The 25,712-nt window shown below is 67.5% G+C and carries 28 protein-coding genes; 11 read left to right on the forward strand and 17 right to left on the reverse strand.

Features of this window, described 5'->3' with window-relative positions; all coding sequences use genetic code 11:
• Positions 1-1,011: an EF-P beta-lysylation protein EpmB gene (epmB, locus tag ACVCMB_RS05000; protein WP_395119184.1), complete on the forward strand. Its 1,011-nt coding sequence runs from the start codon at positions 1-3 to the stop codon at positions 1,009-1,011.
• A 133-nt stretch (positions 1,012-1,144) separates the two neighbouring features.
• Positions 1,145-3,187 carry an EAL domain-containing protein gene (locus ACVCMB_RS05005; protein WP_395119186.1) on the forward strand — a complete coding sequence of 681 codons (2,043 nt, stop codon included), beginning with the start codon at positions 1,145-1,147 and terminating at the stop codon, positions 3,185-3,187.
• A 138-nt stretch (positions 3,188-3,325) separates the two neighbouring features.
• Here ACVCMB_RS05005 and rplS read toward each other — a convergent pair whose 3' ends face one another.
• The 5 genes from rplS to ffh form a co-directional block, all read right to left on the reverse strand.
• Complete coding sequence (gene rplS, locus ACVCMB_RS05010; protein ID WP_395119188.1) at positions 3,326-3,721, reverse strand: 50S ribosomal protein L19; 396 nt, start codon at positions 3,719-3,721, stop codon at positions 3,326-3,328.
• Between the two features lie 44 nt (positions 3,722-3,765).
• The gene (trmD, locus tag ACVCMB_RS05015; protein WP_447106312.1) at positions 3,766-4,539 is read right to left on the reverse strand and encodes a tRNA (guanosine(37)-N1)-methyltransferase TrmD; all 774 of its coding nucleotides are present in this window, start codon (positions 4,537-4,539) and stop codon (positions 3,766-3,768) included.
• Between the two features lie 33 nt (positions 4,540-4,572).
• On the reverse strand, positions 4,573-5,088 hold the full coding sequence (gene rimM, locus ACVCMB_RS05020) for a ribosome maturation factor RimM (protein WP_447098636.1): 516 nt from the start codon (positions 5,086-5,088) through the stop codon (positions 4,573-4,575).
• A gap of 2 nt (positions 5,089-5,090) precedes the next feature.
• A complete protein-coding gene (rpsP, locus tag ACVCMB_RS05025) occupies positions 5,091-5,348 on the reverse strand; it encodes a 30S ribosomal protein S16 (RefSeq protein WP_395119195.1) in 258 nt (85 codons plus the stop codon).
• 195 nt (positions 5,349-5,543) lie between these two features.
• Complete coding sequence (gene ffh, locus ACVCMB_RS05030; protein WP_395121407.1) at positions 5,544-6,923, reverse strand: signal recognition particle protein; 1,380 nt, start codon at positions 6,921-6,923, stop codon at positions 5,544-5,546.
• A 96-nt stretch (positions 6,924-7,019) separates the two neighbouring features.
• Between ffh and ACVCMB_RS05035 the strand changes: the two genes are divergently transcribed.
• A complete protein-coding gene (locus tag ACVCMB_RS05035; RefSeq protein WP_395119197.1) occupies positions 7,020-7,820 on the forward strand; it encodes a cytochrome C assembly family protein in 801 nt (266 codons plus the stop codon).
• Between the two features lie 18 nt (positions 7,821-7,838).
• Here the strand turns inward: ACVCMB_RS05035 and radA are convergent, their stop codons facing one another.
• From radA to ACVCMB_RS05070, 7 genes are all read right to left on the reverse strand, one after another.
• Complete coding sequence (radA, locus tag ACVCMB_RS05040) at positions 7,839-9,224, reverse strand: DNA repair protein RadA (RefSeq protein WP_395119199.1); 1,386 nt, start codon at positions 9,222-9,224, stop codon at positions 7,839-7,841.
• Between the two features lie 87 nt (positions 9,225-9,311).
• Positions 9,312-10,400, reverse strand: coding sequence for an alanine racemase (gene alr / locus ACVCMB_RS05045; RefSeq protein ID WP_447106313.1), 1,089 nt, complete (start codon positions 10,398-10,400; stop codon positions 9,312-9,314).
• A gap of 151 nt (positions 10,401-10,551) precedes the next feature.
• Complete coding sequence (locus tag ACVCMB_RS05050) at positions 10,552-11,946, reverse strand: replicative DNA helicase (RefSeq protein WP_447106314.1); 1,395 nt, start codon at positions 11,944-11,946, stop codon at positions 10,552-10,554.
• 278 nt (positions 11,947-12,224) lie between these two features.
• Positions 12,225-12,674, reverse strand: a complete 450-nt coding sequence (rplI, locus tag ACVCMB_RS05055; protein ID WP_395119205.1) for a 50S ribosomal protein L9 — start codon at positions 12,672-12,674, stop codon at positions 12,225-12,227.
• Between the two features lie 218 nt (positions 12,675-12,892).
• Positions 12,893-13,123 (reverse strand): 30S ribosomal protein S18, encoded by a 231-nt coding sequence (gene rpsR / locus ACVCMB_RS05060; RefSeq protein WP_007081973.1) that lies wholly within the window; start codon positions 13,121-13,123, stop codon positions 12,893-12,895.
• A 15-nt stretch (positions 13,124-13,138) separates the two neighbouring features.
• Complete coding sequence (gene rpsF / locus ACVCMB_RS05065) at positions 13,139-13,564, reverse strand: 30S ribosomal protein S6 (protein ID WP_447106315.1); 426 nt, start codon at positions 13,562-13,564, stop codon at positions 13,139-13,141.
• Positions 13,565-13,735: 171 nt separating this feature from the next.
• The gene (locus ACVCMB_RS05070) at positions 13,736-14,062 is read right to left on the reverse strand and encodes a HesB/IscA family protein (RefSeq protein ID WP_136258380.1); all 327 of its coding nucleotides are present in this window, start codon (positions 14,060-14,062) and stop codon (positions 13,736-13,738) included.
• Between the two features lie 148 nt (positions 14,063-14,210).
• Between ACVCMB_RS05070 and asnS the strand changes: the two genes are divergently transcribed.
• The 7 genes from asnS (at position 14,211) to ACVCMB_RS05105 (ending at position 20,268) form a co-directional block, all read left to right on the forward strand.
• Positions 14,211-15,611, forward strand: a complete 1,401-nt coding sequence (gene asnS / locus ACVCMB_RS05075; RefSeq protein ID WP_395119211.1) for an asparagine--tRNA ligase — start codon at positions 14,211-14,213, stop codon at positions 15,609-15,611.
• Positions 15,612-15,616: 5 nt separating this feature from the next.
• Complete coding sequence (locus ACVCMB_RS05080; protein ID WP_447106316.1) at positions 15,617-16,417, forward strand: hypothetical protein; 801 nt, start codon at positions 15,617-15,619, stop codon at positions 16,415-16,417.
• Positions 16,414-16,725, forward strand: coding sequence for a hypothetical protein (locus tag ACVCMB_RS05085; protein WP_395119215.1), 312 nt, complete (start codon positions 16,414-16,416; stop codon positions 16,723-16,725). Before ACVCMB_RS05080 ends, ACVCMB_RS05085 begins: the two co-directional genes overlap by 4 nt.
• Before the next feature lie 22 nt (positions 16,726-16,747).
• The gene (locus ACVCMB_RS05090) at positions 16,748-17,536 is read left to right on the forward strand and encodes an SDR family oxidoreductase (protein ID WP_447106317.1); all 789 of its coding nucleotides are present in this window, start codon (positions 16,748-16,750) and stop codon (positions 17,534-17,536) included.
• 113 nt (positions 17,537-17,649) lie between these two features.
• Complete coding sequence (locus ACVCMB_RS05095; RefSeq protein ID WP_447106318.1) at positions 17,650-19,128, forward strand: aldehyde dehydrogenase; 1,479 nt, start codon at positions 17,650-17,652, stop codon at positions 19,126-19,128.
• Between the two features lie 37 nt (positions 19,129-19,165).
• Positions 19,166-19,831, forward strand: a complete 666-nt coding sequence (gene can, locus ACVCMB_RS05100; protein WP_395119221.1) for a carbonate dehydratase — start codon at positions 19,166-19,168, stop codon at positions 19,829-19,831.
• Positions 19,828-20,268 (forward strand): RidA family protein, encoded by a 441-nt coding sequence (locus tag ACVCMB_RS05105; RefSeq protein ID WP_395119223.1) that lies wholly within the window; start codon positions 19,828-19,830, stop codon positions 20,266-20,268. Before can ends, ACVCMB_RS05105 begins: the two co-directional genes overlap by 4 nt.
• Before the next feature lie 44 nt (positions 20,269-20,312).
• Here ACVCMB_RS05105 and ACVCMB_RS05110 read toward each other — a convergent pair whose 3' ends face one another.
• From ACVCMB_RS05110 to ACVCMB_RS05125, 4 genes are all read right to left on the reverse strand, one after another.
• Positions 20,313-20,555, reverse strand: coding sequence for a hypothetical protein (locus ACVCMB_RS05110; protein ID WP_447106319.1), 243 nt, complete (start codon positions 20,553-20,555; stop codon positions 20,313-20,315).
• A gap of 187 nt (positions 20,556-20,742) precedes the next feature.
• Positions 20,743-21,522 (reverse strand): N-formylglutamate deformylase, encoded by a 780-nt coding sequence (hutG, locus tag ACVCMB_RS05115; protein WP_447106320.1) that lies wholly within the window; start codon positions 21,520-21,522, stop codon positions 20,743-20,745.
• A 96-nt stretch (positions 21,523-21,618) separates the two neighbouring features.
• The gene (gene gorA, locus ACVCMB_RS05120; protein ID WP_447106321.1) at positions 21,619-22,968 is read right to left on the reverse strand and encodes a glutathione-disulfide reductase; all 1,350 of its coding nucleotides are present in this window, start codon (positions 22,966-22,968) and stop codon (positions 21,619-21,621) included.
• 51 nt (positions 22,969-23,019) lie between these two features.
• On the reverse strand, positions 23,020-24,279 hold the full coding sequence (locus ACVCMB_RS05125; RefSeq protein WP_447106322.1) for an NAD(P)/FAD-dependent oxidoreductase: 1,260 nt from the start codon (positions 24,277-24,279) through the stop codon (positions 23,020-23,022).
• A gap of 172 nt (positions 24,280-24,451) precedes the next feature.
• Between ACVCMB_RS05125 and ACVCMB_RS05130 the strand changes: the two genes are divergently transcribed.
• Entirely contained in the window at positions 24,452-24,976 is a 525-nt protein-coding gene (locus ACVCMB_RS05130) for a C40 family peptidase (RefSeq protein WP_395121408.1), read from the forward strand.
• Positions 24,977-25,225: 249 nt separating this feature from the next.
• Here ACVCMB_RS05130 and ACVCMB_RS05135 read toward each other — a convergent pair whose 3' ends face one another.
• Positions 25,226-25,711, reverse strand: a complete 486-nt coding sequence (locus ACVCMB_RS05135; protein ID WP_395121409.1) for an FKBP-type peptidyl-prolyl cis-trans isomerase — start codon at positions 25,709-25,711, stop codon at positions 25,226-25,228.
• Position 25,712 lies beyond the last annotated feature (1 nt).

Raw genomic sequence — 25,712 nt, forward strand, 5'->3', positions numbered from 1 at the left:
ATGATAACCGCAAGCCCCAGTGCCCGCCTATCGTCGCCTGCAACCGACTGGCGCGAGCTCTGGCGCAACGCCATCACCGACCCTGCCGAACTGCTGCAGGCGGTGGGCCTGGGCGACCGCACCGACCTGCTGCCGCCGGACGACGCCGGCTTCGCCCTGCGCGTGCCGCGCGGTTTCGTCGCGCGGATGCGGCGCGGCGATCCGCGCGATCCGCTGCTGCTGCAGGTGCTGCCCCAGCGCACCGAACATGACCGGGTCGCCGGCTTCACCCTCGACGCCGTGGGCGACCTCTCGGCCAAGGCCGGCCACGGCATGCTGCACAAGTACGACGGGCGCGCGCTGCTGATCGCCAGCGGCAGCTGTGCGGTGAACTGCCGCTACTGCTTCCGCCGGCACTTCCCGTACGGCGAGGAAATCGCCGCCGCCTCGCACTGGCGCGAGGCGCTGGAGCGGCTGCGCGCCGACCCGTCGATCCGCGAACTGATCCTCTCCGGCGGCGATCCGCTGTCGCTGGCCACGTCCAAGCTGGAGGAGCTGACCCGCGGCCTGGCCGAGCTGCCGCAGGTGATCCGCCTGCGCATCCACACGCGCCTGCCGGTCGTACTGCCCGAGCGGGTCGATGACTCCCTGCTGGCCTGGCTGGCCGGCCTCCCGCTGCAGAAGGTGGTGGTGCTGCATGCCAACCATGCCAACGAACTCGACGCCGGCGTCGACGCGGCCTGCGCCGCCTTGCGCGAGACCGGTGCGACGCTGCTGAACCAGTCGGTGCTGCTGCGCGGCGTCAACGATGATGCCGACGCGCTTGCCAACCTTTCCGAACGCCTGTTCGCCGCCGGCGTGCTGCCCTATTACCTGCACCAGCTGGATCGGGTCCACGGCACCGCCCATTTCGAGGTGGCCGACGACACCGCGCTCGCGCTGCTGGACACCCTGCGCGCGCGCCTGCCCGGCTACCTGGTGCCGCGACTGGTACGCGAGGTGGCGGGCGACCCGGCCAAGCGGCCGCTGTGAGCCGCCACCGGCCAGGTCCGGGGCTGCCGCACCGGTGGCGAGCGACAGCGGAATCCGCTACAAACACTCATTGCCATCGACCATGCGGACCCGTCAAGGGCGCCCGCCCTGCCCGGAACCCACGCCCCGCCCCATGAAAAAAGACTTCGTCATCAAGATCCTGTTCGTCGAGAACTCCCTGGAGGAGGCCGAACAGATCATCAGCCTGATGCGCAACAGCGGCATCGCGGTGCGACCGGCGCGGGCCACCAACATCGAGCAGATCCGCTCGGCGGTGGGCGAGCTTGAGCCTGACGTGGTGATGTTCGACCCCTCGGTCACCGACGTCAGCCTGGACGAAACCATGGGCGTGATGGAGGCCTCCGGCCGCGATTTCGCGCTGGTCGGCCTGGTCAGCAACATGGACAACGAACTGGTCGCCGACCTGTTCGTGCATGGCGCCCGCGGCGTGGCCTCGCGCACCCACCCCAAGCAGCTCATCGCGGTGCTGAAGCGCGAATTCGAATCCCTGCACACGCGCCGCCAGGTGCGCTGGCTGCACACCGCGCTGCGCGAAACCGAGCGCCGCTGCGACGCCCTGCTCGACTCCTCCACGGACGCGATCGCCTACGTGCACGAGGGCATGCACGTGCGCGCCAACCAGGCCTACCTGGACACCTTCGGCTACGAGAGTTTCGACGACCTGTTGGGCATGCCGCTGCTGGACATGATCGACTCGGCCAATGCCGATGAGATGAAGGCGCTGCTGCGCGGCCAGGCCCACCAGGGCAAGTTCCCGGCCCAGTTGCCGTTGCGCGCGCGTCGCGCCGACGACAGCCGCTTTGATGCCACCGTGGAGTTCGCCCCGGCGACCTTCGAGGGCGAGCGCTGCCTGCAGATCGTGTTCCGCCGCCAGGTCGTCGACCCGGCCGTGCTGGAACAGCTGCAACGCGACCCGGTCACCGGCCTGTACAACCGCCAGCACATGCTGGCATGCATCGACGATGCGGTGACCGAGGCAGCCAAGGGCAAGAAGGGCCAGTCGCTGCTGCTGATCGAACCGGACAACTGGGCCTCGCTGGTCAGCGGCATCGGCCTGGGCAAGACCGATGAACTGCTGGCCGGCTTCGCCGGGCGCATCCGCATGCTGCTGGGCGCCACCGACATCGCCGGCATGCTCGCCGAGCACACTTTCGGCGTGGCCCTCGACTCGCGTTCGGACGAGGCGATCCGCGAATGGATCGCCAAGCTGCAGCACAGCGTCGGCAGCGAGATCTTCGATGCCGGCACACGTTCGCTGACGGTCACCGCCAGCGTCGGCGGCAGTCTGCTCGGCGAGAAGAACGCCAACAGCGAGCTGCTCCTCAACCAGGCCAGCCACGCCTTGCGCACCGCGCAGAACCTGGGCGGCAGCCAGGTCGAACTGCACGACCCGGCGGCGCGGGAGAAGGCCGACGAGGAGCGCGAGCGCTACTGGCTGGACCTGCTGCAGCAGGCGCTGGCCAACAACGGCCTGGTGCTGTATCACCAGCAGACGATCAGCCTGCAGGACGCCGAGGGCGAGTTCTCCGAGATCCTGCTGCGCATGAACGGACCGCAGGGCGAGGTGCTGCCGGGCTTCTTCATGCCGATCGCCGAGAAGCACAACCTCACCGGGGCGGTCGACCGCTGGGTGCTCGACCAGGCCATCCGCATCCTGCAGGCGCGCGAGCCGCAGGGACAGCCGACCACGTTCTTCATCAAGCTTACCGCCGCCTCGCTGCAGGACGACAGCCTGTTGCCATGGCTGAAGGAGCGCCTGGGCAAGGCCGGGCTGAAACACGGTCGCCTGGTGCTGGAGATGACCGAAAGCAAGGTGATGACCCTGCTGCGACCCGCGCAGGAGTTCGTCAACGCGTGGAAGAAGATGGGTGGCGGCTTTGCGCTGGAGCAGTTCGGCTCGGGCCTGAACTCGTTCCAGCTGCTGAACCACATCGACGCCGACTACCTCAAGATCGACCGCAGCCACATGGCCGACCTGCCGCAGCATGCCGACAGCCAGAAGAAGGTCGCCGAGATCTGCCAGCAGGCACACGAACTGAAGCGCCTGACCATCGCCGAGTGGGTCGAGGACGCCACCAGCACGTCGCTGCTGTTCGCCTGCGGCGTCGACTTCGTGCAGGGCAACTTCCTGCAGGTGCCGCAGCGGCTGGAATGAATGCTGCCTCGGGACCCGGGGTTCGGGATCCGATCGCAGGAACATCAGGCGGTATTCGCAGAATGGCCGGAATCAAACAGCAAAAACCCCCGGGGAGCGATCCGCGGGGGTCTTTTCATGCAGCCTTCGCAGCGAGGATTACTCGGCAGCGGCAGCCGCCTTGGCGTTCGCCTTGGCGGCGGCAGCGGCGGCGATGTCTTCCTTGATGCGGGCGGCCTTGCCTTCCAGGCCACGCAGGTAATACAGCTTGGCGCCGCGCACCTTGCCCTTGCGCTTCACCGAGACCGAGTCGATGGTCGGGCTGTGCGCCTGGAACACGCGCTCCACGCCGGTGCCGTGCGAGATCTTGCGCACGGTGAAGGCCGAATGCAGGCCGCGGTTGCGCTTGGCGATGACGATGCCCTCGAACGCCTGCACGCGCTCGCGGTTGCCTTCCTTCACCTTCACGTTGACCACCACGGTGTCGCCGGGGCCGAAGTCCGGCAGCTGGCGGGTGATCTGCTCGGATTCGAACTGTTCAATGATCTTGTTCATGGCGCACCTGTCGGTTCACTTTTGCGATATCAAGGCTGCGGCCGTCACTCGACCGCATCGTCTTGCCGTGTCGACTGCCCGGAGGCATGTTCACGGCGAAATTCATCCAGCAAGGCCCGGGATGCCGCATCCAGGCCACGCTGCGACAACAAGTCCGGGCGGCGCAGCCAGGTGCGACCCAACGATTGCTTGAGGCGCCAGCGGGCAATTGCCGCATGGTCGCCGGACAGCAACACCGCCGGTACCTCACCCAGCGCATCCTGCACCGGTTTTCCGTAATGCGGACAATCCAGCAGGCCATCGGAGAATGAATCCTGCTCGGCCGACTGCGCGTCGTTCAACGCGCCATCCTGCAAGCGCCCCACCGCGTCGATGACCACCGCCGCGGCAAGCTCACCGCCGGACAGCACATAATCGCCGATGGAGAGCTCCTCGTCGACCTCGTGCGCCAGCAGGCGCTCGTCCACACCTTCGTAACGTCCGCAGAGCAGGCCGATGCGCGGCAGCTTCGCCAGCGCCTCCACCCTGCCCTGCGTCAGCCGCGCTCCCTGCGGACTGAGATATACCAGATGCACCGGTTCCGGTGCCGCCTCGCGCATCGCCTTCAAGGTGGTGCGCAAGGGCTCGATCATCATCACCATGCCCGGACCGCCGCCATACGAGCTGCTGTCCACGCTGCGATGCTTGTCGGTGGCGTAGTCGCGCGGGTTCCAGGCTTCCACCTGCAGCAGCTCGCGTTGCTGCGCGCGTCCCACCACACCGACGGCGGCGCACTGGCGCACGAAGTCGGGAAACAGGCTGACGACATCGATGCGCATGACCCTTGATCCTCTGCCCACAAGCCGGCGACGTCAGAATTCGGGATCCCAGTCCACCACCATGCGCCCTGCGGACAAGTCCACCGAACGCACATACGACCCTTGGACAAAGGGGATCAGCCGCTCGCGCGTACCGTCCCTGACCACCACGACATCGTTGGCGCCGGTGGCGAACAGGTGGCTGACCCGCCCCAGCTCCACGTTGTCCGTGGTGACGACATCGAGTCCTTCGAGGTCGACCCAGTAATACTCGCCCTTCGCCGGGGGAGGCAGCTGTTCGCGGGCGACATGGATGTCGGTACCGATCAACGCTGCCGCCTGGTCCCGATCGTCCACCCCGGGCAACTGGGCCACCATGCCCTTGCCCTGCGGTCGACCTTTCACGCCGGAGACCTCTCTTTCCGTGCCTGGCGCTGCACCGAGCAGCCACGGCTGGTAATCGAAGATCCGCATGCGCGGCTCGGCGAAGGATTCGATCTTCAGCCAGCCCTGCACGCCATACAGCCCGACGATGCGCCCGATCAGGACGCGCCGACCGGCTGTCGTCATGCTCAGGCGGCCGGCTGCTGCTTGCCGGCTTCCTTGACGAGGGCGGCGACCTTGTCGCTCATCTGCGCACCCTTGCCGACCCACTCCTGCACGCGCGCCACGTTCAGCTCCAGACGCTTGTCCTTGCCGGAGGCGACCGGATTGTAGAAGCCGACGTTCTCGATGTTGCGGCCGTCGCGCTTGCTGCGCTGATCGGTCACCACGACGTGGTAGAACGGACGGCCCTTTGCGCCACCGCGCGAAAGACGAATCTTGACCATGGTAAAACTCCGGAAATTGCCGAATCAGCGGCAGGCGCACGAGAGTCGTGCGCGGGAAACGGGGCATTTTAGCGGATTTTCGGGAAAAGGGAAGGCTTGGGAAGGCAGGAGTGAGTGGAGAGGAGTGGGAAACGAGAGAAAGCCAGCTCGGCGCTCCACTCTCGTTTCTCGCTCCTCTCCGCTCATTTCTCGCTTTCAGCGCATCGGCGGCAGCCCGCCCATGCCACCCATGCCCTTCATCGCGCCGCGCATCTGCCGCATCAGGCCCTTGCTGCCGCCCTTGCCCAGCTTGGACATCATCTTTTCCATCTGCATGTACTGCTTGAGCACCCGGTTGACGTCGGCCGGCTGGGTGCCGGAGCCCCGCGCCACGCGGGCACGGCGCGAGCCGTTGAGCAGGTCCGGGTGGCGGCGCTCCTTGCCGGTCATCGAGTTGATGATCGCGATCATCTTCTTCATTTCGCCGTCGTTGACCTTCGACTTCACGCTGTCAGGCAGGCTGGAGACGCCGGGCAGCTTGTCCAGCAGGCCGGCCAGGCCGCCCATGTTGCCCATCTGCTCCAGCTGATCCTTCATGTCGTTGAGGTCGAAGCGCTTGCCCTTCATCACCTTCTGGGCCAGCTTCTGCGCCTTGTCCTGGTCGACCTTGCGCTCGACCTCCTCGACCAGGCTCAGCACGTCACCCATGCCGAGGATGCGCTGGGCCAGGCGGTCGGGATGGAATGGTTCAAGCGCGTCGGTTTTCTCGCCGGCACCGAGGAACTTGATCGGCTTGCCGGTAACGTAGCGCACCGACAGCGCCGCGCCACCACGGGCGTCGCCGTCGCTCTTGGTCAGGATCACGCCGGTCAGCGGCAGCGCCTCGTCGAACGCCTTGGCCGTGTTGGCCGCATCCTGGCCGGTCATCGAATCGACCACGAACAGGGTTTCGATCGGCGTGATCGCGGCGTGCAAGGCCTTGATCTCGGCCATCATCGCCTCGTCCACATGCAGGCGGCCGGCGGTGTCGACGATCAGCACGTCGACCAGCTCGCGCCGCGCGGCGGCGATGGCGTCCCTGGCGATGCGCACCGGGTCCTGGCCCACCTCGGAGGGGAAGAACTTCACCCCGACCTGCCCGGCCAGCGTGCGCAGTTGCTCGATGGCGGCCGGACGATAGACATCGCAGCTGACCACCATCACTTTCTTCTTCTTGCGCTCGGTCAGCAGCCGCGCCAGCTTGGCGACCGTGGTGGTCTTGCCCGCGCCTTGCAGGCCAGCCATCAGCACCACCGCGGGCGGCTGCTGGGCCAGGTTCAATTCGGTGTTGGCGATGCCCATCACCATGGTCAGCTCATCGCTGACCACCTTCACCAGCGCCTGACCGGGCGACAGGCTGCGCGCCACTTCCTGGCCGACCGCGCGCACCTTGATGCGCTGGATCAGCGCCTGCACGACCGGCAAGGCCACATCCGCCTCCAGCAGCGCGATGCGCACTTCGCGCAGCGCTTCGCGGATGTTCTCGTCGGTCAGCCGGCCGCGACCGCGCAGTCGGTTGACGGTGGTGGCAAGGCGTTGGCTGAGCGACTCGAACATGGCGAAACCGGCGAACAGGAAAAGGATGATTATAGCGGACGGATCGATCGGCTCCCGCATGCAACCCGGCCGGGCCCTGTGCGACACTTCACCGTCATGCCGCTGACTCTTCCTTCCATTCTCGCCATCGCCCTCTACGCCGGCGGCGCCGCCTTGCTGGCTGCTCCGCTGACGGGTTGTCCGCGCTCGCCGCGGCGGCTCGGCCTGGCGACGGCAACGGTGGCGGTCCTGCTGCACGCAGCGGTCCTGCTGGGAGCGCATGGCGGCCGGCTCGACCTGCACTTCTTCGCCGCGCTGTCGCTGGTGGCCTGCGTGGTGGCTGCGCTGACCCTGCTGGTGAACCTGTCGCGACCGGTCGCCGGGCTGGGCGTGATCGTGTTTCCGCTGGCTGCACTGTTGCTGGCGCTGGACGTGTTCCTGGCGCCGCCGACCGTGCCCAGGCCCATGGACTGGCAGATCCAGTTGCACGTGGTGATCGCGCTGCTTGCCTACAGCGTGCTGTCGATCGCGGCGGTACTCGCCCTGCTGCTGGCGGTGCAGGAGCGCGCACTGCGCGCGCGCCGGCCAGGCATGCTGGTTCGCGCCCTGCCGCCGCTGACTCAGACCGAAGCCTTGCTGTTTCGCCTGATCGGCGCCGGATTCGCGCTGCTCACCCTGACCTTGCTGAGCGGCTTCCTGTTCATCGCCAATATCCGTGCGCAACACCTCGTGCACACCACGGTGCTCAGCGTCGTGGCATGGCTGATCTTCGGGGCCTTGTTGTGGGGTCGCTGGCGCCATGGCTGGCGCGGGCGCAGCGCCGTCAACCTCACCCTGATCGGCATGGCGGTGCTGGGGCTGGCGTTCTTCGGCTCGAAATTCGTGCTGGAAGTGATCCTGCAGCGCACGATGGGCTGAATCCGCCCGCGACCGGTTCTAGCGGCAGGCGTCGATCGCCTCTCCCAGCCGCTCCACACCGATCACTTCCATCTCGCCGACCCTGCCCTTCTTCGGCGCATTCGCCTTGGGCACGATCGCGCGGCGGAAGCCGTGATGGGCCGCTTCCTTGAGCCGCTCCTCGCCATTGGGCACCGGACGGATCTCGCCGGACAGGCCCACTTCGCCGAAGGTGACCATGTGCTCCGGCAGCGGGCGATCGCGCAGGCTGGACAGCACCGCCAGCAGCACCGGCAGATCGGCCGCGGTTTCCTGCACGCGGATACCGCCGACCACGTTGACGAACACGTCCTGGTCGTACGCTGCCACGCCGCCATGCCGGTGCAGCACGGCAAGCAGCATGGCGAGCCGGTTCTGCTCCAGGCCCAGGGTGACCCGGCGCGGGTTGCCCAGCGAGGACTGGTCCACCAGCGCCTGCACCTCGACCAGCAACGGGCGGGTGCCCTCGCGGGTCACCATCACCGCGCTGCCTGATGTCGGAGTGCTGTGCGAGGAAAGGAAGATCGCCGACGGATTCGGCACCTCGCGCAGGCCCTTGTCGCTCATCGCGAACACGCCCAGCTCGTTGACCGCGCCGAAGCGGTTCTTGAACGCGCGCAACACGCGAAAACGGCTGCCCGATTCGCCCTCGAAATACAGCACCGCATCGACCATGTGCTCGAGCACGCGCGGCCCGGCGATGCCGCCCTCCTTGGTCACGTGGCCGACCAGGAACACTGCCGTGCCGGTCTCCTTGGCGAAGCGAGTGAGCTTGGCGGCCGATTCGCGCACCTGCGACACCGAGCCGGGCGCGGCGGCCAGCAATTCCGTCCAGATGGTCTGGATCGAGTCGATCACCAGCACCTTCGGCCGCGTGGCCATGGCCTGTTCGAGAATCCGTTCGATGCAGGTCTCGGCCAGCGCCTGCAGCGGCTCCAGCGCCAGGCCCAGGCGCTGCGCACGCGCGGCCACCTGCGAAAGCGACTCCTCGCCGGTGACGTAGACGCTGGGCAGCTGCAGACCCAGCGTGCCAAGCACCTGCAACAGCAGGGTCGACTTGCCGATGCCCGGATCGCCGCCGATCAGCACCACCGAACCCTGCACCAGACCGCCGCCCAGCACGCGGTCCAGCTCGCCGATGCCGGTCAGCGTGCGCGCGTCGGCGGTCAGCATCACTTCGGTAAGCGGCGTGATCTTCGGCGCGCCCGCAGCGGCGCCGGCATAGCTGGAACGCTGTGCACCTGCCGACGCCTTGCCCGCCGTGGCCGGCTCCAGCACGATCGCGCTGAGCGTGTTCCACACCCCGCACTCGACGCACTGTCCCTGCCACTTGCTGTGCTCGGCGCCGCATTCGGTGCAGACGTAGGCGGTCCTGGCTTTGGCCATGCGGATTTCCCGAGTGAAGCGACAGAGGACAACGAGTTTAGTGCGCGACCATCGCAGGCGGCGAGACGCGCGCGGCGCGCAACGATGTCAGCCTTCGTCCTCGACGAACAGCACACGGCGGGTCATGCCGCAAGTGAGGTCGTAGGAGATCGTGCCGGCCGCGGCGGCGATCGTTTCGACCGGAAGCTGCGGTCCCCACAGCGTCACCCGGTCGCCGATCGTCGCGTCGGGTGCGCCGCGCAGGTCGAGCGTGATCAGGTCCATCGAGACCCGGCCGATCAATGCCACGCGGCGATCGCCGACGAGCACCGGCGTGCCGGCGGCGGCACTGCGCGGGTAGCCGTCACCGTAGCCGACCGCGGCCACACCGACCGGCATGTCCTCGGGACAGGTCCAGGTGCCGTTGTAGCCGATGCGCTCGCCTCGGCCGATGCGGTTGATCGCGATCAGCCGGGTGGACAGCGTCATCGCCGGGCGGAAGCCGAAATCGCCACCATGCCTGCCCTCGACGACCGACAAGCCGTACAGCAATCCGCCGGTGCGCACCCAGTCGCCGCGCGCGTCGGGCCAGCCGAGCACCGCGGCGGAATTGGACAGCGAGCGCGGGCCGGCGAACGAGTCCGTCACCGCCGCGAAACGGGCGATCTGCGCCGGCGTCTGCGGGCCGTCGAACACCTCCGAATCGGAAAAATGCGTAAGCAGGCCTATCTCGGGATCGACGCCGGCCATCGCGGCCAGCTGCGCATGCACCGCCGCGACACGCCCGGGCGCGAAGCCCAGCCGGTGCATGCCGCTGTCGACCTTCAGCCACACCCGCAGCCGCCCGCGCACCGGCGCCATCGCGGCCAGCCATGGCAACTGCGCCTCGTGGTGGATGGTCGCTTCCAGCTGCAGCCGCTGCATCTCGGCGAGGTCGCCCGGCTTGTCCGGCCCGGACAACACCACGATGCGCTGCCGATGCCCCGCCGCGCGCAGGCGCAGGCCATCGCCCAACGCCGCCACCGCAAAGCACTCGGCCTCGCCATCCAGCGCACGCGCCACCCGCTCCAGCCCATGCCCGTAGGCATCGGCCTTGACCACCGCCATCACCTTCGCCGGCGCCGCCATGGCCTTGAGCCGCGCCAGATTGTGGCGCAGCGCACCGAGATGGATGGTGGCGACGGTGGTGCGGCTCATGGGGCTCTGCCCGGCAATGGGACATCGGAGACAAGGAATGGGAAAAGCATGCGACCTTGAGATACGACTTGGCGTTCCAGATTCGGCAAACCCTCAGAAGCGCTTCGAAGACTGCCGGTTCTTTCCGATTCCCGATTCCCCATTCCCCGCCTCAATCAAACCCGCCCACGAACGAGTCCGGTGCGTAGTTCACGAACTTGGTGTAGTGGCCGAGGAAGGTCAGTTTGCAGGTGTCGGTGGGGCCGTTGCGCTGCTTGCCGATGATGATTTCGGCGATGCCCTTGTCCTGCGATTCCTTGTTGTAGTACTCGTCGCGGTAGATGAACATGATCACGTCGGCGTCCTGTTCGATGGCGCCGGACTCGCGCAGGTCGGACATCATCGGGCGCTTGTCGGCGCGCTGTTCCAGCGAGCGGTTCAACTGCGACAGGGCGATCACCGGCACGTTCAGCTCCTTGGCAAGCCCCTTCAGTGAACGCGAGATTTCTGAAATTTCGGTGGCGCGATTCTCCGTGTTGCCGGGCACCTGCATCAGCTGCAGGTAGTCGATCACGATCAGGCCGAGACCGCCGTGCTCGCGATGCAGCCTTCGCGCGCGCGAACGCAACTCCACCGGCGACAGGCTGGGCGTGTCGTCGATGAAGATCTTGGCGTCGGACAGCAGCGCGATGGCATTGGAGACGCGTGGCCAGTCCTCCTCCTCCAGCGTGCCGTTGCGCAGATGCTGCTGGTGGATGCGGCCCACCGAGGAGATCAGGCGGAATGCAAGCTGCGAGGAGGACATCTCCATCGAGAACACCACCACCGCCTTCTTGCTGCCCAGCGCCGCAGTCTCGGCGATGTTCAATGCGAAGGCCGTCTTGCCCATCGAGGGGCGCGCGGCCACGATGATCAGGTCCGACGGCTGCAGGCCGGAGGTGAGCTCGTCCAGGTCGGTGAAGCCGGTGCTGACGCCGGTAAGCTGGCCGCGGTTCTGGTAGCGCTCGGTGAGCAGCTTGAAGGCATCCTTCACCGCCTCGCGCATCGAGACGGAATCCTTCTTGCCGCGGGCGCCGGATTCGGCGATGTGGAACACGCGCTGCTCGGCGCTTTCCAGCACCTCGTGCACGCTCTTGCCTTCGGGCCGGTAGCCGTCCTCGGTGATCGAGGTGCCGGCGTCGATCAGCTGGCGCAGTACCGACTTCTCGCGCACGATCTCGGCATAGGCGGCAATGTTCGCCGCGCTGGGCGTGCTGTTGGCCAGCTCGATCAGGTAGCTGGCCCCGCCGACCATCTCGGCCAGGCCATTGCTCTCGAACCAGTCGCCCAGGGTCACCGCGTCGCACGGCATGCCCTTGTTGGCCAGCTCGTTGATCGCGCGCCAGATCAGCCGGTGATCCTTGCGGTAGAAATCGTCCTCGGCCAGCCGGTCGGCGACGTTGTCCAGCGCGCCGGGGGCCAGCATCAACCCGCCCAGCACCGCCTGCTCCGCGTCGATGGAATGCGGCGGCACCCGCAACGCCTCGATCGCCGCGGAGGAGGATTTGCGCTCTGGGACGAAGGACATCGGATTACCTCGGGAACGACCCCGCCACCGGCGCCGCAGGCGCCGACCGCAGGTGAGCGGACATGTCGACACATCATGCGCGGCCGCGTCTCACGCGTCGAGACAACAACTCTGTGGATATGTTGGGGATGGCTGGGGATAAAGCCGGGAATGGGGAATCGGGAGTGGTAAATCGAAGGCAGCGGCCAGGCCGTTTCCGATGCCCTGTTCCCCATTCCCGGCCCTCGAAAAACAAACGGGCGCCTCGCGGCGCCCGGACGTTTCCGATGGACCGGAACTTACTTGTCGCTGACCACGATCACCTTGACGGTGGTGTGGACGTCGGCGTGCAGGTGCACGGCAACCTCGAACTCGCCGGTGGTGCGCAGCGGGCCTTCGCCCAGGATCACTTCGCCCTTGTGGACGGCGTGACCTTCGGCGGCCAGGGCCTCGGCGATGTCGCGCGGGCCGACCGAACCGAACAGCTTGCCCTCGGCACTGGCATGTGCCGGGATCGTCACCGCCACGTCGGCGAGCTTGGCCTTGCGCGCTTCGGCGTCGGCCAGCACGGAGTTGGCCTTGGCCTCGTACTCGGCGCGACGCTGCTCGAATGCGGCCAGGTTGGCGGCATTGGCGCGCGCGGCCTTGCCCTGCGGCAGCAGGTAGTTGCGGCCGTAACCCGGCTTCACGGTGACCTTGTCACCCAGGTTGCCGAGATTGCGGACTTTCTGCAGAAGAATGAGTTCCATGATGCTTTCCTGTTCGTTAGCGCCGGTGTGGCCCGACGCAGCCAGAGGACGGTTGTCCGAAGTCTTGCACCCTCTCCCCATCGGGGGAGAGGGCTGGGGTAAGGGGCCGGACTTGCGAAGGTGCCTGTCGAAGAGACTTCGATGAAGCTTGTCGCGAGTACCCGCCCCTCATCTGCCCTGCGGGCATCTTCTCCCCGGAGGGGAGAAGAAATGGCAGATCAGACGTCGTGGTTGTCGGTATACGGCAGCAGCGAGAGGAAGCGCGCGCGCTTGATCGCGGTGGCCAGCTGGCGCTGGTAGCGCGCCTTGGTGCCGGTGATGCGGCTGGGCACGATCTTGCCGTTCTCGGTGACGTACTGGCGCAGGGTGTTGAGATCCTTGTAGTCGATCTCCTTCACGTCTTCGGCAGTGAAGCGGCAGAACTTGCGGCGGCGGAAAAACTTGGACATGTGGGTGCTCCCTGATCAGTCGTCGCTGTCGCGATCGTTGTCGGCGTGGCCATGGCCACGGCTCTCGCCATCGTTGTCGTCGTCGCGGCGACGGCTGGACTTGGCATCGTCCTTTTCCTTCGACTTCAGGATGAAGGACGGCTCGATGTCGGCCTCGTCACGACGGATCACCAGGTGGCGCAGCACGGCGTCGTTGAAACGGAAGCCGGACTCCAGCTCGTTCAGCGCGTTCTGGCTCACTTCGATGTTGAGCAGCACGTAGTGTGCCTTGGCCAGGTTGACGATCGGGTAAGCCAGCTGGCGCCGGCCCCAGTCTTCCAGGCGGTGGATCTTGCCGCCGTCGGCCTCGATCAGCGACTTGTAGCGCTCGAGCATGGCGGAAACCTGCTCGCTCTGGTCCGGATGGACCATGAATACGACTTCGTAATGACGCAGGGTCATCGTGGGTTGACTCCTTGTGGATGCGGCCAAAGCGGCCTGGCAGCCTCCCGTCAGTGCGGTGAGGCAAGTGTCCCGCCCGTGCCCTTTCGGGTGCAGACAGAAGCGGAATTGTACGATGACGCACAACGGCCACGCAAGTCATTGAAAAGCCTGCGCGCCGGGCGGAGGCGCTCAGCTGACGGTGAAGCTCTCGCCGCAGCCGCACTCGCCGGTGGAGTTCGGGTTGTGGAACACGAAGCTGGCGTTGAGCCCGTGGCGCTGGAAGTCGATGACGGTGCCGTCGACCAGGGCCAGGCTCTTGTCGCTGACGATCAGCGGCACGCCGTCCACCTCCAGCAGCCGGTCACCCTCGTCCATCGACTCGGCCAGGTCGACCACGTAGGCAAACCCCGAACAGCCGGTGCGCTTGACCCCGAAGCGCACGCCTGCCGCCGCGGGCGTCGAGGCGAGGAAGTGGCGCATGCGTTCGTTGGCAGCGGGGGTGATGCTGATGCTCATGGCAGGCGAATTCGATCTCGTGAAATGGGCGGCAGGTGTCGCGACCCGGGCAAGCCCTACATTATCATGCGGGTTTGGCTCCGCGCGCCGCGCGGGCGCCCACCATCCAGCGCACCGACCGGTGCGCAAGCAGCAGGAGTTCCAATCCATGGCCGTGGTCAGTGTGAAGCAGGCGTTGTCGGGCAGCATCGATGCCGGCAGCCAGGTGACCGTGCGCGGCTGGGTGCGCACGCGCCGCGATTCCAAGGCCGGCCTGTCCTTCGTCAACGTCACCGACGGCTCCTGCTTCGACCCGATCCAGGCGGTAGTGCCGGCCACCCTGGCCAATTACGAGAGCGAGGTGAAGCACCTCACCGCCGGCGCGGGCGTGATCGTCACGGGCACCCTGGTGCCCTCGCAGGGCAAGGGTCAGCGTTTCGAGATCCAGGCCGGCGAGGTGATCGTCACCGGCCTGGTCGACGACCCGGAAACCTACCCTATCCAGCCCAAGCAGCACTCGATGGAGTTCCTGCGCGAGGTCGCCCACCTGCGCCCGCGCACCAATCTGTTCGGCGCGGTGACGCGCGTGCGGCACACGATGATGACGGCGATCCATCGCCACCTCACCGAGCAGGGCTTCTTCTGGATCAACACGCCGATCATCACCACGTCGGATGCGGAAGGCGCCGGCGACATGTTCCGGCTGTCCACGCTGGACCTGGCCAACCTGCCGCGCCTGCCCGACGGCAAGATCGACTTCCGCAAGGACTTTTTCGGCCGCGAGGCGTTCCTCACCGTGTCCGGCCAGCTCAACGTCGAGGCCTATTGCCTGGCGATGAGCAAGGTGTACACCTTCGGTCCCACTTTCCGCGCCGAGAATTCCAACACGGCGCGCCACCTGGCCGAGTTCTGGATGTGCGAGCCGGAGATCGCCTTCGCCGACCTGGCCGCCAATGCCGACTGCGCCGAGGGCTTCCTCAAGGCGATCTTCAAGGCCGTGCTGGACGAACGCCCCGACGACATGGCGTTCTTCGCCGAACGCGTGCAACCGGATGCGATCAGCCGGATGGAGGCATTCATCGCCAAGCCGTTCGAGCGCATCGACTACACCGACGCGATCGAGATCCTGAAGAAGTCCGGCGAGAAGTTCGAATACCCGGTGGCTTGGGGCATCGACCTGCAGACCGAGCACGAACGCTACCTCGCCGAGAAACATGTCGGCCGCCCCGTGGTCGTGATGAACTACCCCGAGGCGATCAAGGCGTTCTACATGCGCTTGAACGATGACGAGAAGACCGTGGCCGCGATGGACGTACTCGCGCCCGGCATCGGCGAGATCATCGGCGGCAGCCAGCGCGAGGAACGGCTGGATCATCTGGACCGCCGCATGATCCAGTTCGGCCTCGATCCGGCCAGCTATGGCTGGTACCGTGACCTGCGTCGCTACGGCACGGTGCCGCACGCCGGGTTCGGCCTCGGCTTCGAGCGCCTGCTGGTCTACATCTGCGGCCTGTCCAACATCCGCGACGCCATCCCCTACCCGCGTGCCGCCGGCACCGCCGAGTTCTGACGCCCATGTCGTACCGCTTCGCCGCCCTTGCCGCCGTGTTCACCGCCGCCCTCGCGCTGACCGGCTGCCATGCCGCCAAGGCGTTGCTGCCGCCCAACCTGCGGCCGCCCGCGGAGGACCCCGGCGATCCGCTGAAGATCGCCCAACTGCATCTGCAGCAGGCCACGCCCTGCTGCAGCAGCTTTGCCGATTTCTCCTACCGCAGCCTGCTGCCGTGGCAGCCGCAGAAGTTCACCCTGGGCAGCGGCAGCATGGTCGCCAACCTCAACGGCACCAAGAGCTATTTCCTCGCCTTCCGCCTGCCCACCGGCATGAAGCTGCCGTACCGGGTGGCGCTGAAATCGGAATTGAACGGACGCTGGCTGCATGCCAGCTACCTGTTCGCGCCCACCATCGTGCTGCTCGACGACGGCTTCCAGCCGATCCGCTTCGACGACATCCGCCTGTGCGAACACATGGGCTGGAGCGACGAAACCAGCGGTGCCTTCGGCAGTTTCAAGATCGACAGCGACAAGGCCCATTACCTGCTGGTCTACAGCTCGGCTGACCAGCAGTCGGGCAAGACCTACTGGGAGCAGTCGCCGGCCTCGCTCTCCAACGCGACCACCGCGGCCACCCTGAAGATGAACTCCAGCGGCAGCTTCAGCATCCCGCACGGGCCGGACGGGTCGCTGTGGATCGGCATGATGAACTCCGTCTACCAGAAAGCCATCGACAACGCGGTGTGCGGCGAAGCACCCCACGGCGACGGCCTGCTGAACGACTTGCCGCTGCCCTGGAGCGGGAAACGCGGCAGTTCGTCGTGATCGTGCTGTACCTGGCGTTGCTGGTCGCCGGGGTGGGCCTGTTTGTGCTGTCGTTCGTGGCGCAATACCGATTGGCCACGCTGTTGCGACGGCGTTATCCGCAACACTGGCAAATCATCGCGGCAGCCGACCACGCGCGGCCCTCCGCCTGGCGCCGCTGGGCGCGGATGCAGCAGGTGCTGCGCTCGCCGGCACTGCCGGCGCTGGGCGACCGCTCGATCGACCGCTGGCGCCACCTGTGGCGACTGGGTCCATGGCTAGGCTGGCTGTGCTGGCTGGGCGCGCTGGCCACGCGTCTCTCCTCCTGACCCCTCACCGAGGAAGAACTCCATGCAACTGGATCTGAGTGGACGTCATGCGCTGGTCTGCGGCGCTTCCCAGGGCATCGGCCGTGCCTGCGCGATCGAGCTGGCCCTGCTCGGCGCCAACGTCACCGTGCTTGCGCGTCGCGCCGAAGTGCTGGCCGAGGTGGTCGGCAGCCTGCCGCGCACCGACGGCGCGCAGCACCACGACCTGCTGGTCGCCGATGCGAGCGACACCGGCAGCCTGCGCGAGCGGGTCGAAGCCCTGGTCGCGGCGGCGCCGGTGCACATCCTGGTCAACAACAGCGGCGGACCGCCGCCGGGCAGCATCCTCGACGCCACGCCGCCGCAATTCCTCGATGCCTTCGGCCAGCACCTGCTGGCCAATCACACGCTGGCGCAGGTCGTGATCCCCGGCATGCGCGACGCCGGCTGGGGCCGCATCGTCAACATCATCTCCACCTCGGTGAAGGAGCCGCTCTCCGGCATCGGCGTCTCCAACACCACCCGCGGCGCGGTGGCGAGCTGGGCCAAGACCCTGGCTGGCGAACTGGCGCCGCTGGGCATCACCGTCAACAACGTGCTGCCGGGCTCCACCCACACGCCGCGGATCGAGCAGATCGTGCGGGTACGGGCGCAGAAGTCGGGGCGCAGCGAAACAGAAGTCGCGCGCGAGATGGCCGCGGAGATTCCGATGGGCCGCTTCGCCGATCCCGCGGAAACCGCCGCCGCCGTCGCCTTCCTCGCCTCCCCGGCGGCCAGCTACATCACCGGCACGAGCCTGCCGGTCGACGGTGGGCGCATGCGCTCGCTTTGAGCGACCAGACCCGCCAGCAGCCCGACTGAAGCCCGGCCCATCCAGCGCGTCGCGCGCCCTGCGTACGGTCGCGTTCGGTGCAATTGTCGCGTGCTGGACTTAAGATGACGCGGATGTCCACTCCGCGCCTAGCCAACCTGATCGACGGCCGCCTGCGGGCGCCCATTCGCGACAGCTGGCTCGACGTGCACGAACCCGCCACGGCGGGCGTGCTGACCCAATGCCCGGATTCCGATGCCGCCGATGTCGGGGCCGCCGTCGCCGCCGCCAGTCGCGCAGCAACCGCCTGGGCGGCCACGCCGATCGAGCAACGGGCGCACTTGCTGCACCGCCTGGCCGACCTGATCGAGGCGCGGCTGGAGGAGTTCGCTGCGCTGGAATCGCGCGACAGCGGCAAGCCGCTCGCCCTCGCGCGCCGCCTCGACATCCCGCGCGCGGTGAGCAACCTGCGCTACTTCGCCGCCGCGATCATCGGCTGGGGCAGCGAGTCGCATGCGATGGAAACGGGCACGCCGGGCGCCGGCGCCATCAACTACACCTTGCGCCAGCCGCTCGGCGTGGTCGGTTGCATAAGTCCGTGGAACCTGCCGCTGTACCTGTTCGCCTGGAAGATCGCGCCGGCACTGGCGGCCGGCAACACGGTGGTGGCAAAGCCCTCGGAGATCACGCCGTGCACTGCAGCCCTGCTGGGCGAGCTGAGCATCGAGGCCGGCTTTCCGCCGGGCGTGCTGAACATCGTGCACGGGCTGGGGCCACAGGTCGGCGAGGCCATCGTGGCGCATCCGGCGGTCAAGGCGGTGTCGTTCACCGGCTCCACGCGCACTGGCGCGGCCATCGCTGCCGTCGCGGCACCGGCGTTCAAGAAAGTCTCGCTGGAGATGGGCGGAAAGAATCCGGCGATCGTGTTCGCCGATGCGGATCTTTCCGACGCCAACCTCGACACCATCGTGCGCTCGGGCTTCGCCAACCAGGGCGAGATCTGCCTGTGCGGCTCGCGCTTGCTGGTGCAGCGCTCCATCTACGACGCGTTCCGCGAACGCTACCTTGCGCGCGTGCAGGCGCTGCGCGTGGGCGATCCGGACGACGCACGCAGCGACCTCGGCGCCATGGTGTCGCGGGCGCACTACGACAAGGTGCTCGGCTGCATCGCACAGGCCCGCGCCGAGGGCGGACGCGTGCTGTGTGGCGGCGCGGCGGTTGCCGTGCCGGGCCGCTGCGCCGGCGGCTGGTTCATCGCGCCGACCGTGATCGAAGGGCTGCCCTCTTCGGCGCAGACCAACCAGCAGGAAATCTTCGGCCCGGTAGTCGCGCTGATCCCGTTCGAGGACGAAGCCGAGGCGCTGGCGATCGCCAACGACAGCCACTACGGACTGGCCGCGTCGCTGTGGACGCAGGATCTTTCCCGCGCGCACCGGCTGGCCGGGCAACTCGAATTCGGCATCGTGTGGATCAACTGCTGGTTGCTGCGCGACCTGCGCACGCCGTTCGGCGGCGCCAAGCAATCGGGCGTCGGCCGCGAGGGTGGTGCCGAGGCGCTGCATTTCTTCACCGAACCGAAAAACGTCTGCATCGCGTACGGTGCCAGCCCCTGATACGCCGCGCCACCCGTCCGAAACGCCTGGAACCTTGATGAACTCACTGAACGATCTGCTTGCCAACAACCGCCGCTGGGCCGATCAGGTCACCACGCAGGACCCGACCTTTTTCGAGAAGTTGTCGCAGCAGCAGGCGCCGCAGTATCTGTGGATCGGCTGCTCGGATTCGCGCGTTCCGGCCACCCAGATCGTCGACCTGCCGCCGGGCGAGATCTTCGTGCATCGCAACGTCGCCAACGTGGTGGTGCACACCGACCTCAACGCGCTCAGCACGATCCAGTTCGCGGTCGACGTGCTCAAGGTCAAGCACATCCTGGTCGTCGGCCACTACGGCTGCGGCGGCGTCGGCGCGGTGTTGAAGGAGAGCCGCCTCGGCCTGATCGACAACTGGCTGCGGCACATCACCGACATTGCCCTGAAGCACTCGGACAAGCTCGACCCGAACCAGTCGTTCGCCCTGCGCCACGCCCACCTGTGCGAGTTGAACGCGCTGGAACAGGCGCTCAACGTCTGCCACACCACGGTGGTGCGTGAAGCCTGGGAGCGTGGTCAGCAACTGGCCGTGCACGCGTGGATCTACGGCCTGGACAACGGTCACATGCACGACCTGGGGCTGGACGTGCGCGGCCGCGAACAGTTGCCCGAAGCCTATGAGCAGGCGGTGGCCCAGCTGACCCGCCGCTGGACCGGCGGCGCATGAGCGGCGCGGGTATCCGCACCGACGCCGCGCCGCAACCGGTGGGCGCCTATCCGCACGCGCGGCGGGTCGGAGATTTGCTGTTCCTGTCCGGCGTCGGCCCGCGTCAACCGGGCAGCAATGCCATTCCCGGCAACGTCCACGACGCGGATGGCCGTCTGCTCGACTACGACATCGAGGCGCAATGCCGACAGGTGTTCGCCAACGTACGCGCCGTGCTGGAAGCCAGCGGTGCGCAGTGGACCGATCTCATCGACGTCACCGTGTTCCTGACCGACATGGCGCGCGACTTTGCGACCTACAACCGCCTCTACGCGGAATATTTCGCCGGCGTCGACGCCTGCCGCACCACGCTGGGCATCCACAGCCTGCCCACGCCGATCGCGATCGAGCTCAAGTGCATTGCCGCGCTGCCGGCACAAAAAAACCCGCCGACCTGAGTCGGCGGGGCACTCAGCCAGAACCTTTCCAGGCCGGCGCGGGATCAGCCCGCGGTCGGCGTGGCGGCGGCCTTCTTGTGGCTCTTGTGATGCTTGTGGGTCTTGTGGTGCGTCGTCGTGTGCGCAGCGGCTTTCGGCGCAGCTTCGGTCGCCGGGGCGGCCTTGGCTGCCACGGCAGCCTGCGCCGCGGGGGCGGCGGCCTGCGGGGCAGCAGCCTGGGCCAGCACGGAGCCGGAAAGCGCCACGCCCGCAACCAGCAGGGAGGCAATCAGAACATTACGCATCATGGTGACAAACCTCGGAGAAGAAATGCCGCGAGCCCGGCCGGAACCCGGCGCCTCGGGTGGCGCGACGGCAAGACAATGCGGCGCACAGGACATACGGCTGCTGAATGCAGCAGGCCATTTCGGTGCGCCGGATCGCGCCGGATCTTGACAGTCGAAAAACGCTCCGGCCGCCGGCAATTTCTTGCGTTCAGTCCAGACAGGTGCGCAACAAGGATTCGATCAACGCCTGCACCTGCGACGCCTTCGACGCGTCATAGGCAAAGCTCGCCTCGTCCATGTAGTTGAGCTGCACCAGCTCCAGTTGCACCGCCTGCACGCCGGCGTCCGGGCGACCGTAATGACGGGTGATGTAACCGCCCTTGAAACGCCCGTTGATCGCAACGCTGAAGCGCGACTGCGCCTGCAGGCCATCGGCCAGGCGCATCTGCAGGGCGGCATCGCAGCTCGCCCCGTTTGCCGTGCCGAGGTTGAAATCCGGCAGCCTGCCCTCGAACAGCATCGGCACGCGACTGCGGATCGAATGGCCTTCCCACAGCACCACGCGGCCGTGTTCGGCCCGCAACCGCGCAAGTTCCTGCGCCAATGCATCGTGGTAAGGCTGCCAGTACTCGTTTATCCGCCGTTGAACTTCGGCCGCGTCGGGCGCATCGCCGTCGCGGTACAAGGGCTCGCCATCGAAGCCGATCAACGGCACCAGGCCGGTCTCGCGCTGGCCCGGATACAGCGCATGGCCATCGGCAGGCCGATTGAGGTCGACCACGTAACGCGAGGCGGCAGGTTTCAGCACGCTGGCGCCCAGCGCCTCGGCCAGCGGCTCGTACAACCGCGCCACGTGCCAATCCGTATCGGGCGAGCGCCGCGCGGCCGGGGGCATGCGCGCGGCGATGTCGGCGGGAATGAAGCTGCCATCGTGCGGCAGGCTGATCAGCAGGGGTACGCGGCCCCGGTGCAAGGTGAACGTGTCCATGGGGGTAGTCTAAGGGCCGGGATCAGGGTTGGGGAGTCGAAAGCCAAAGCCCGCATGCGGCCGCTCCCCCGAATCCCGAGTCTTCGATCGCGGCCACTAATCCATCAACACCAGCTCTTCCGCCGAGGTCGGGTGGATCGCCACCGTGGCATCGAGATCGCGCTTGCGGATGCCGCGCTTCAGGGCTACCGCGAACCCTTGCAGCATCTCGTCGGCACTCGCGCCCAGCAGATGAATGCCGACGACGCGTTCGTCCTCGCCAACGCACACCAGTTTCATCAGGCTCTGCTCACGCTTGCCCACCAGCGCCCAGGCCATGGGCGTGAAGCGGCTGCAGTGGATGCGCACCGCGTCGCCGTGGCGCTCGCGGGCCTCTTCCTCGGTAAGGCCGACGCGACCCAGCGGTGGCTTGGAGAACACCACGCTGGGGATGTTGCGGTAATCCAGCCACGACTCGTCCTGCCCGCCGAACAGGCGGTCGGCAAGCGCGCGCCCGGCGGCCACCGCCACCGGGGTCAGCGCATGCCGGCCGGTGACGTCGCCCACCGCGTGGATGCCCGCGACGTTGGTGTCCTGCCAGGCATCGGTCGTGACGTGGCCCTTGTCGTCCCGCTTCACGCGGACAGTATCCAGGCCCAGCGATTCGGTGTTCGGCACGCGCCCCACCGCCCACAGCACCGCGTCGTAGGGACCTCGCGTGCCGGCAACGGCAGCGTCGTCCAGCACGATGCCATCGTCGGTGCGACGTGCGCCGCGCACGTCGGTGTCCAGCTGCACGGCGATGCCCTGGCCATGCATGTGTTCGCGCAGGGCGCGCACCAGTTCCGCGTCGAACCCGCCGAGCAGGCGCTCGCGCGCCAGCATCTCGACGCTGCAGCCGAGCGCCCGCAGCAAGCCGGCGAACTCCGACGCCACGTAACCGCCGCCGACGATCGCCACGCGCGCGGGCGCGGCGTCGAGCGCGAAGATGTCGTCCGACACCAGACCCAGATCGAAGCCGGGGAGATCCAGCCGACGCGGCCGTGCGCCGGTGGCGATCACCACGTGCGGCGCCTGCGTGCGGCGGCCATCGGCCAGCTCCACCGTGTCCGTCGCGACGAATCGCGCGGCCTGCCGCACAAGCTCGACACCGGCCTGCTCCAGCCGTTCGGCATAACGACGGTCGATGCCTCCGATGTAGGCCACGCGCACCTCGCGAAAGTGCCGCCAATCCAGCGGCCCGGGCTGTGCATCGAACCCCAGCGCTGTCGCCCAGCGCTGCTCCTGCGCCCATTGCGCGGCGATCCACATGGCCTTCTTCGGCACGCAACCGCGATGGACGCAGGTGCCGCCCAGTTCTCGCGGCTCGACCAGGGCCACGCGGGCACCATGCCTGGCTGCGCGAAAGGCCGTGGCCAGGCCGCCGGAACCGGCGCCCAGCACGATCAGGTCATGGCTTGCCGTCATCGCATGCTCCTCGGCGTTCGTGGGAGGCGCCGACGGATGGCGCCGCGATCGCTACAGCCCGAAACGCGCGGGTGCGTAGGGGGTGGCGTCGAGCAGCGCCGGCGTGCCGGCCAGCAGCGACGCCACCAGTTCACCGGTGGCCGCCGACATGCTCACCCCCAGCATGCCATGGCCGGTGGCCAGGCACAGATTGGTCCAGCGCGTGCTGGGGCCGATGATCGGCACTTCGTCGACGCTCATCGGTCGCCAACCCCACCATTCCTCCAACAGCCGGCCACCGGCCGGTTCGCGCAGGTTCGCGGCGGCGCCGCGGCGCAACGCCTCCAGACGGGTGCGATTGAGCCCGGCGCGGTAGCCGGAGAACTCCATCGTGCTGCCCAACCGGAAACCGTCGCTCCAGCAGGTGACGCAGACGGAAGGTTCGCGCAGGCTCAGCGCACGGCGCGGCGCCAGCGCGGGACGATCCCAGGTGATCGAATAACCCTTGCCCGGCTGCATCGGCAGGCGCAGCTCCAGTTGTCGTGCCAGCAGCGGCGACCACGCGCCCAGCGCCATCACGATGCGCTCGCCGCGGAACGCGCCGCGAGAAGTGCGCACGCCGGTGATTCGCGTACCGTCGGTGATGAAGCCCTCGATGCACGCACCGCTCTCGATCGTGCCGCCGCATTCGAGCACGCGGCGCGCCAGCTCGGCCGCGTAGCGGTCCGGCCGCAGCGAGGCATCCTGCGGATGCAGCACGCCGCCGGCCACGCCCGGTTTCAAGGCCGGCTCCATCGCCTCGACCTCGGCGCCGTCCAGGCGCTGCACCGTCACGCCGAGTTTTTCCAGCAGCGCCGCATGCCCCTTCTCGTCCGCCTGGCGCAGCCGGTCCGTGCGGTAGACATGCAAGGTGCCCTGCTCGCTGAACTCGCAGTCGAGCCCTTCGTCACGCACCAGCTCGCCGAGCAACCGGCGCGAGCGCTGCAGGATCGCCAGCCGCGCATGGGTCGCCGCATGAAAGTCGCGCCAGTTGCAATGGCGCGCGAAACCCAGCAGCCAGCGCAGCCGCGGCCCGTCCAGGCGCGGGTCGAGATACAGCGGCGCGTCTGCGTGGGCGATCGACCGCAACGCGACGCCGATCATTCCCGGCATGGCCAGCGACGCCGCATGGCTGGGCGTGATGGTGCCGCAGTTGCCGTGCGAACTGCCGCAACCGGGCGTGCCCTGCTCCAGCACGCGCACGCTGGCACCGGCCTTGCGCAGTTGCAGCGCACAGGCCAGCCCGATGACGCCGCCGCCAAGGATCAACACATCGTCGCGATCCGAATCCATCGACGGATTGTAACCAGCTGCGCCGATACCGCGGCATGGCCACAACTGCACCAACTTGTGAGAACTTTCTTCCAACCCATTGATTTGATAACCTCAGCCCGACTCAAGCCGGGACCCCGCCATGCGCATGGACCGAACACGCCGCGTCACGTCGATCGCCGCCGCCCGGCGCATGACGCACGCCTTGCTGCTCGGCGCCATGCTCGCGTTGCTGGCCGCTTGCGCCAGCGCGCCGCACCATCGCGAGCCGACCTACAGGACTTCGCATTCCGCGCTGGCCGACCTGCCGCCACGCGCACCGTCAGCCGCCAGCGCGGGCGAAGCCAACGACATCCTGTTCCGCGCGATCGGCCTGGTGGGCACGCCTTATCGCTGGGGCGGCAACACGCCGGCCGGCGGCTTCGACTGCAGCGGGCTGGTCGATTACATCTACCGCACGGCGGCCGGCATCGCCCTGCCACGCACCTCGCACGCCATGGCCTCGATGCGCGCGCACAAGGTGAAGCGCATGACCCAGTTGGCCAGCGGCGACCTGGTGTTCTTCGACATCGGCGGCAGCATCAGCCACGTCGGCGTGTACGTCGGCAAGGGGCGTTTCGTGCATGCGCCGAACAGCGGTGGCACGGTGCGGCTGGACGACATCGACGGGCCGTACTGGGGCGATCATTTCGCGTACGGGAAGCGGGTGCTGGATTGAGGGGCCACACGGGCCGGAACCCTGCAGGAGCGCACCTTGTGCACGATGCCTTTCGTTACGCGGCGAAGATCGTCGCGCACAGGGTGCGCCCCTGCACGAATTGCCGGCCCTCATCCGGACCTTTCACCCGCAGTGGGACTTCCGCGGGTCGCCCGGGCTACCCCTCTCCAACGCTCCCGTGGAAGGGAGAGGGCCAACGAATGACGGCGCCCGAGGGCGCCGTCATTGCCTTGATTCGATATCCCCTGCTCAGTGCTCCGCACTGCCCGGCGGATGGGCATGGCCGTGCTGGAGTTCTTCCTCGGTGGCCTCGCGCACCTCGCCGATGGCGACATCGAAATGCAGGTCCTTGCCGGCCATCGGATGGTTGAGATCCACGTCGATCGTGCTCATGCCGACCTTGTGCACGGTGACGGCGCGCTGGCCACCCTGCTTCAGCTGCAGCACGGTGACCATGCCGGGCTTGAGTCGGCTGGCCTGCGGGAAGTACTTCTTGGACATGCGCTGGATCTGGCCTTCCTGGCGCTCGCCGTAGGCGTCCACGGCGGCCACGTCCACCGCGAGATTCTCGCCGGCTTCGTGGCCTTCCAGGGCGGCTTCCAGACCGGGAATCAACTGGCCGTGGCCAAGCAGCACCCACAACGGCTCGTCGCGATCGTGCGAGCTTTCGACCTTGTCGCCGGCCACCGTCAGCGTGTAGTGCAGGGAAACCACCTTGTCCTTTCCAGCTTTCATC

It is taken from the genome of Rhodanobacter sp. UC4443_H10 (assembly GCF_052978325.1).

Bases quoted from the DNA above. Each gene is read 5' to 3' on its own strand.
- epmB (WP_395119184.1), top strand. From the start codon at position 1: ATGATAACCGCAAGCCCCAGTGCCCGCCTATCGTCGCCTGCAACCGAC.
- ACVCMB_RS05005 (WP_395119186.1), top strand. From the start codon at position 1,145: ATGAAAAAAGACTTCGTCATCAAGATCCTGTTCGTCGAGAACTCCCTG.
- rplS (WP_395119188.1), bottom strand. From the start codon at position 3,721: ATGAACAAGATCATTGAACAGTTCGAATCCGAGCAGATCACCCGCCAG.
- trmD (WP_447106312.1), bottom strand. From the start codon at position 4,539: ATGCGCATCGATGTCGTCAGCCTGTTTCCCGACTTCGTGCGCCAGTGC.
- rimM (WP_447098636.1), bottom strand. From the start codon at position 5,088: ATGACGACAGCCGGTCGGCGCGTCCTGATCGGGCGCATCGTCGGGCTG.
- rpsP (WP_395119195.1), bottom strand. From the start codon at position 5,348: ATGGTCAAGATTCGTCTTTCGCGCGGTGGCGCAAAGGGCCGTCCGTTC.
- ffh (WP_395121407.1), bottom strand. From the start codon at position 6,923: ATGTTCGAGTCGCTCAGCCAACGCCTTGCCACCACCGTCAACCGACTG.
- ACVCMB_RS05035 (WP_395119197.1), top strand. From the start codon at position 7,020: ATGCCGCTGACTCTTCCTTCCATTCTCGCCATCGCCCTCTACGCCGGC.
- radA (WP_395119199.1), bottom strand. From the start codon at position 9,224: ATGGCCAAAGCCAGGACCGCCTACGTCTGCACCGAATGCGGCGCCGAG.
- alr (WP_447106313.1), bottom strand. From the start codon at position 10,400: ATGAGCCGCACCACCGTCGCCACCATCCATCTCGGTGCGCTGCGCCAC.
- ACVCMB_RS05050 (WP_447106314.1), bottom strand. From the start codon at position 11,946: ATGTCCTTCGTCCCAGAGCGCAAATCCTCCTCCGCGGCGATCGAGGCG.
- rplI (WP_395119205.1), bottom strand. From the start codon at position 12,674: ATGGAACTCATTCTTCTGCAGAAAGTCCGCAATCTCGGCAACCTGGGT.
- rpsR (WP_007081973.1), bottom strand. From the start codon at position 13,123: ATGTCCAAGTTTTTCCGCCGCCGCAAGTTCTGCCGCTTCACTGCCGAA.
- rpsF (WP_447106315.1), bottom strand. From the start codon at position 13,564: ATGACCCTGCGTCATTACGAAGTCGTATTCATGGTCCATCCGGACCAG.
- ACVCMB_RS05070 (WP_136258380.1), bottom strand. From the start codon at position 14,062: ATGAGCATCAGCATCACCCCCGCTGCCAACGAACGCATGCGCCACTTC.
- asnS (WP_395119211.1), top strand. From the start codon at position 14,211: ATGGCCGTGGTCAGTGTGAAGCAGGCGTTGTCGGGCAGCATCGATGCC.
- ACVCMB_RS05080 (WP_447106316.1), top strand. From the start codon at position 15,617: ATGTCGTACCGCTTCGCCGCCCTTGCCGCCGTGTTCACCGCCGCCCTC.
- ACVCMB_RS05090 (WP_447106317.1), top strand. From the start codon at position 16,748: ATGCAACTGGATCTGAGTGGACGTCATGCGCTGGTCTGCGGCGCTTCC.
- ACVCMB_RS05095 (WP_447106318.1), top strand. From the start codon at position 17,650: ATGTCCACTCCGCGCCTAGCCAACCTGATCGACGGCCGCCTGCGGGCG.
- can (WP_395119221.1), top strand. From the start codon at position 19,166: ATGAACTCACTGAACGATCTGCTTGCCAACAACCGCCGCTGGGCCGAT.
- ACVCMB_RS05105 (WP_395119223.1), top strand. From the start codon at position 19,828: ATGAGCGGCGCGGGTATCCGCACCGACGCCGCGCCGCAACCGGTGGGC.
- ACVCMB_RS05110 (WP_447106319.1), bottom strand. From the start codon at position 20,555: ATGATGCGTAATGTTCTGATTGCCTCCCTGCTGGTTGCGGGCGTGGCG.
- hutG (WP_447106320.1), bottom strand. From the start codon at position 21,522: ATGGACACGTTCACCTTGCACCGGGGCCGCGTACCCCTGCTGATCAGC.
- gorA (WP_447106321.1), bottom strand. From the start codon at position 22,968: ATGACGGCAAGCCATGACCTGATCGTGCTGGGCGCCGGTTCCGGCGGC.
- ACVCMB_RS05125 (WP_447106322.1), bottom strand. From the start codon at position 24,279: ATGGATTCGGATCGCGACGATGTGTTGATCCTTGGCGGCGGCGTCATC.
- ACVCMB_RS05130 (WP_395121408.1), top strand. From the start codon at position 24,452: ATGACGCACGCCTTGCTGCTCGGCGCCATGCTCGCGTTGCTGGCCGCT.
- ACVCMB_RS05135 (WP_395121409.1), bottom strand. From the start codon at position 25,711: ATGAAAGCTGGAAAGGACAAGGTGGTTTCCCTGCACTACACGCTGACG.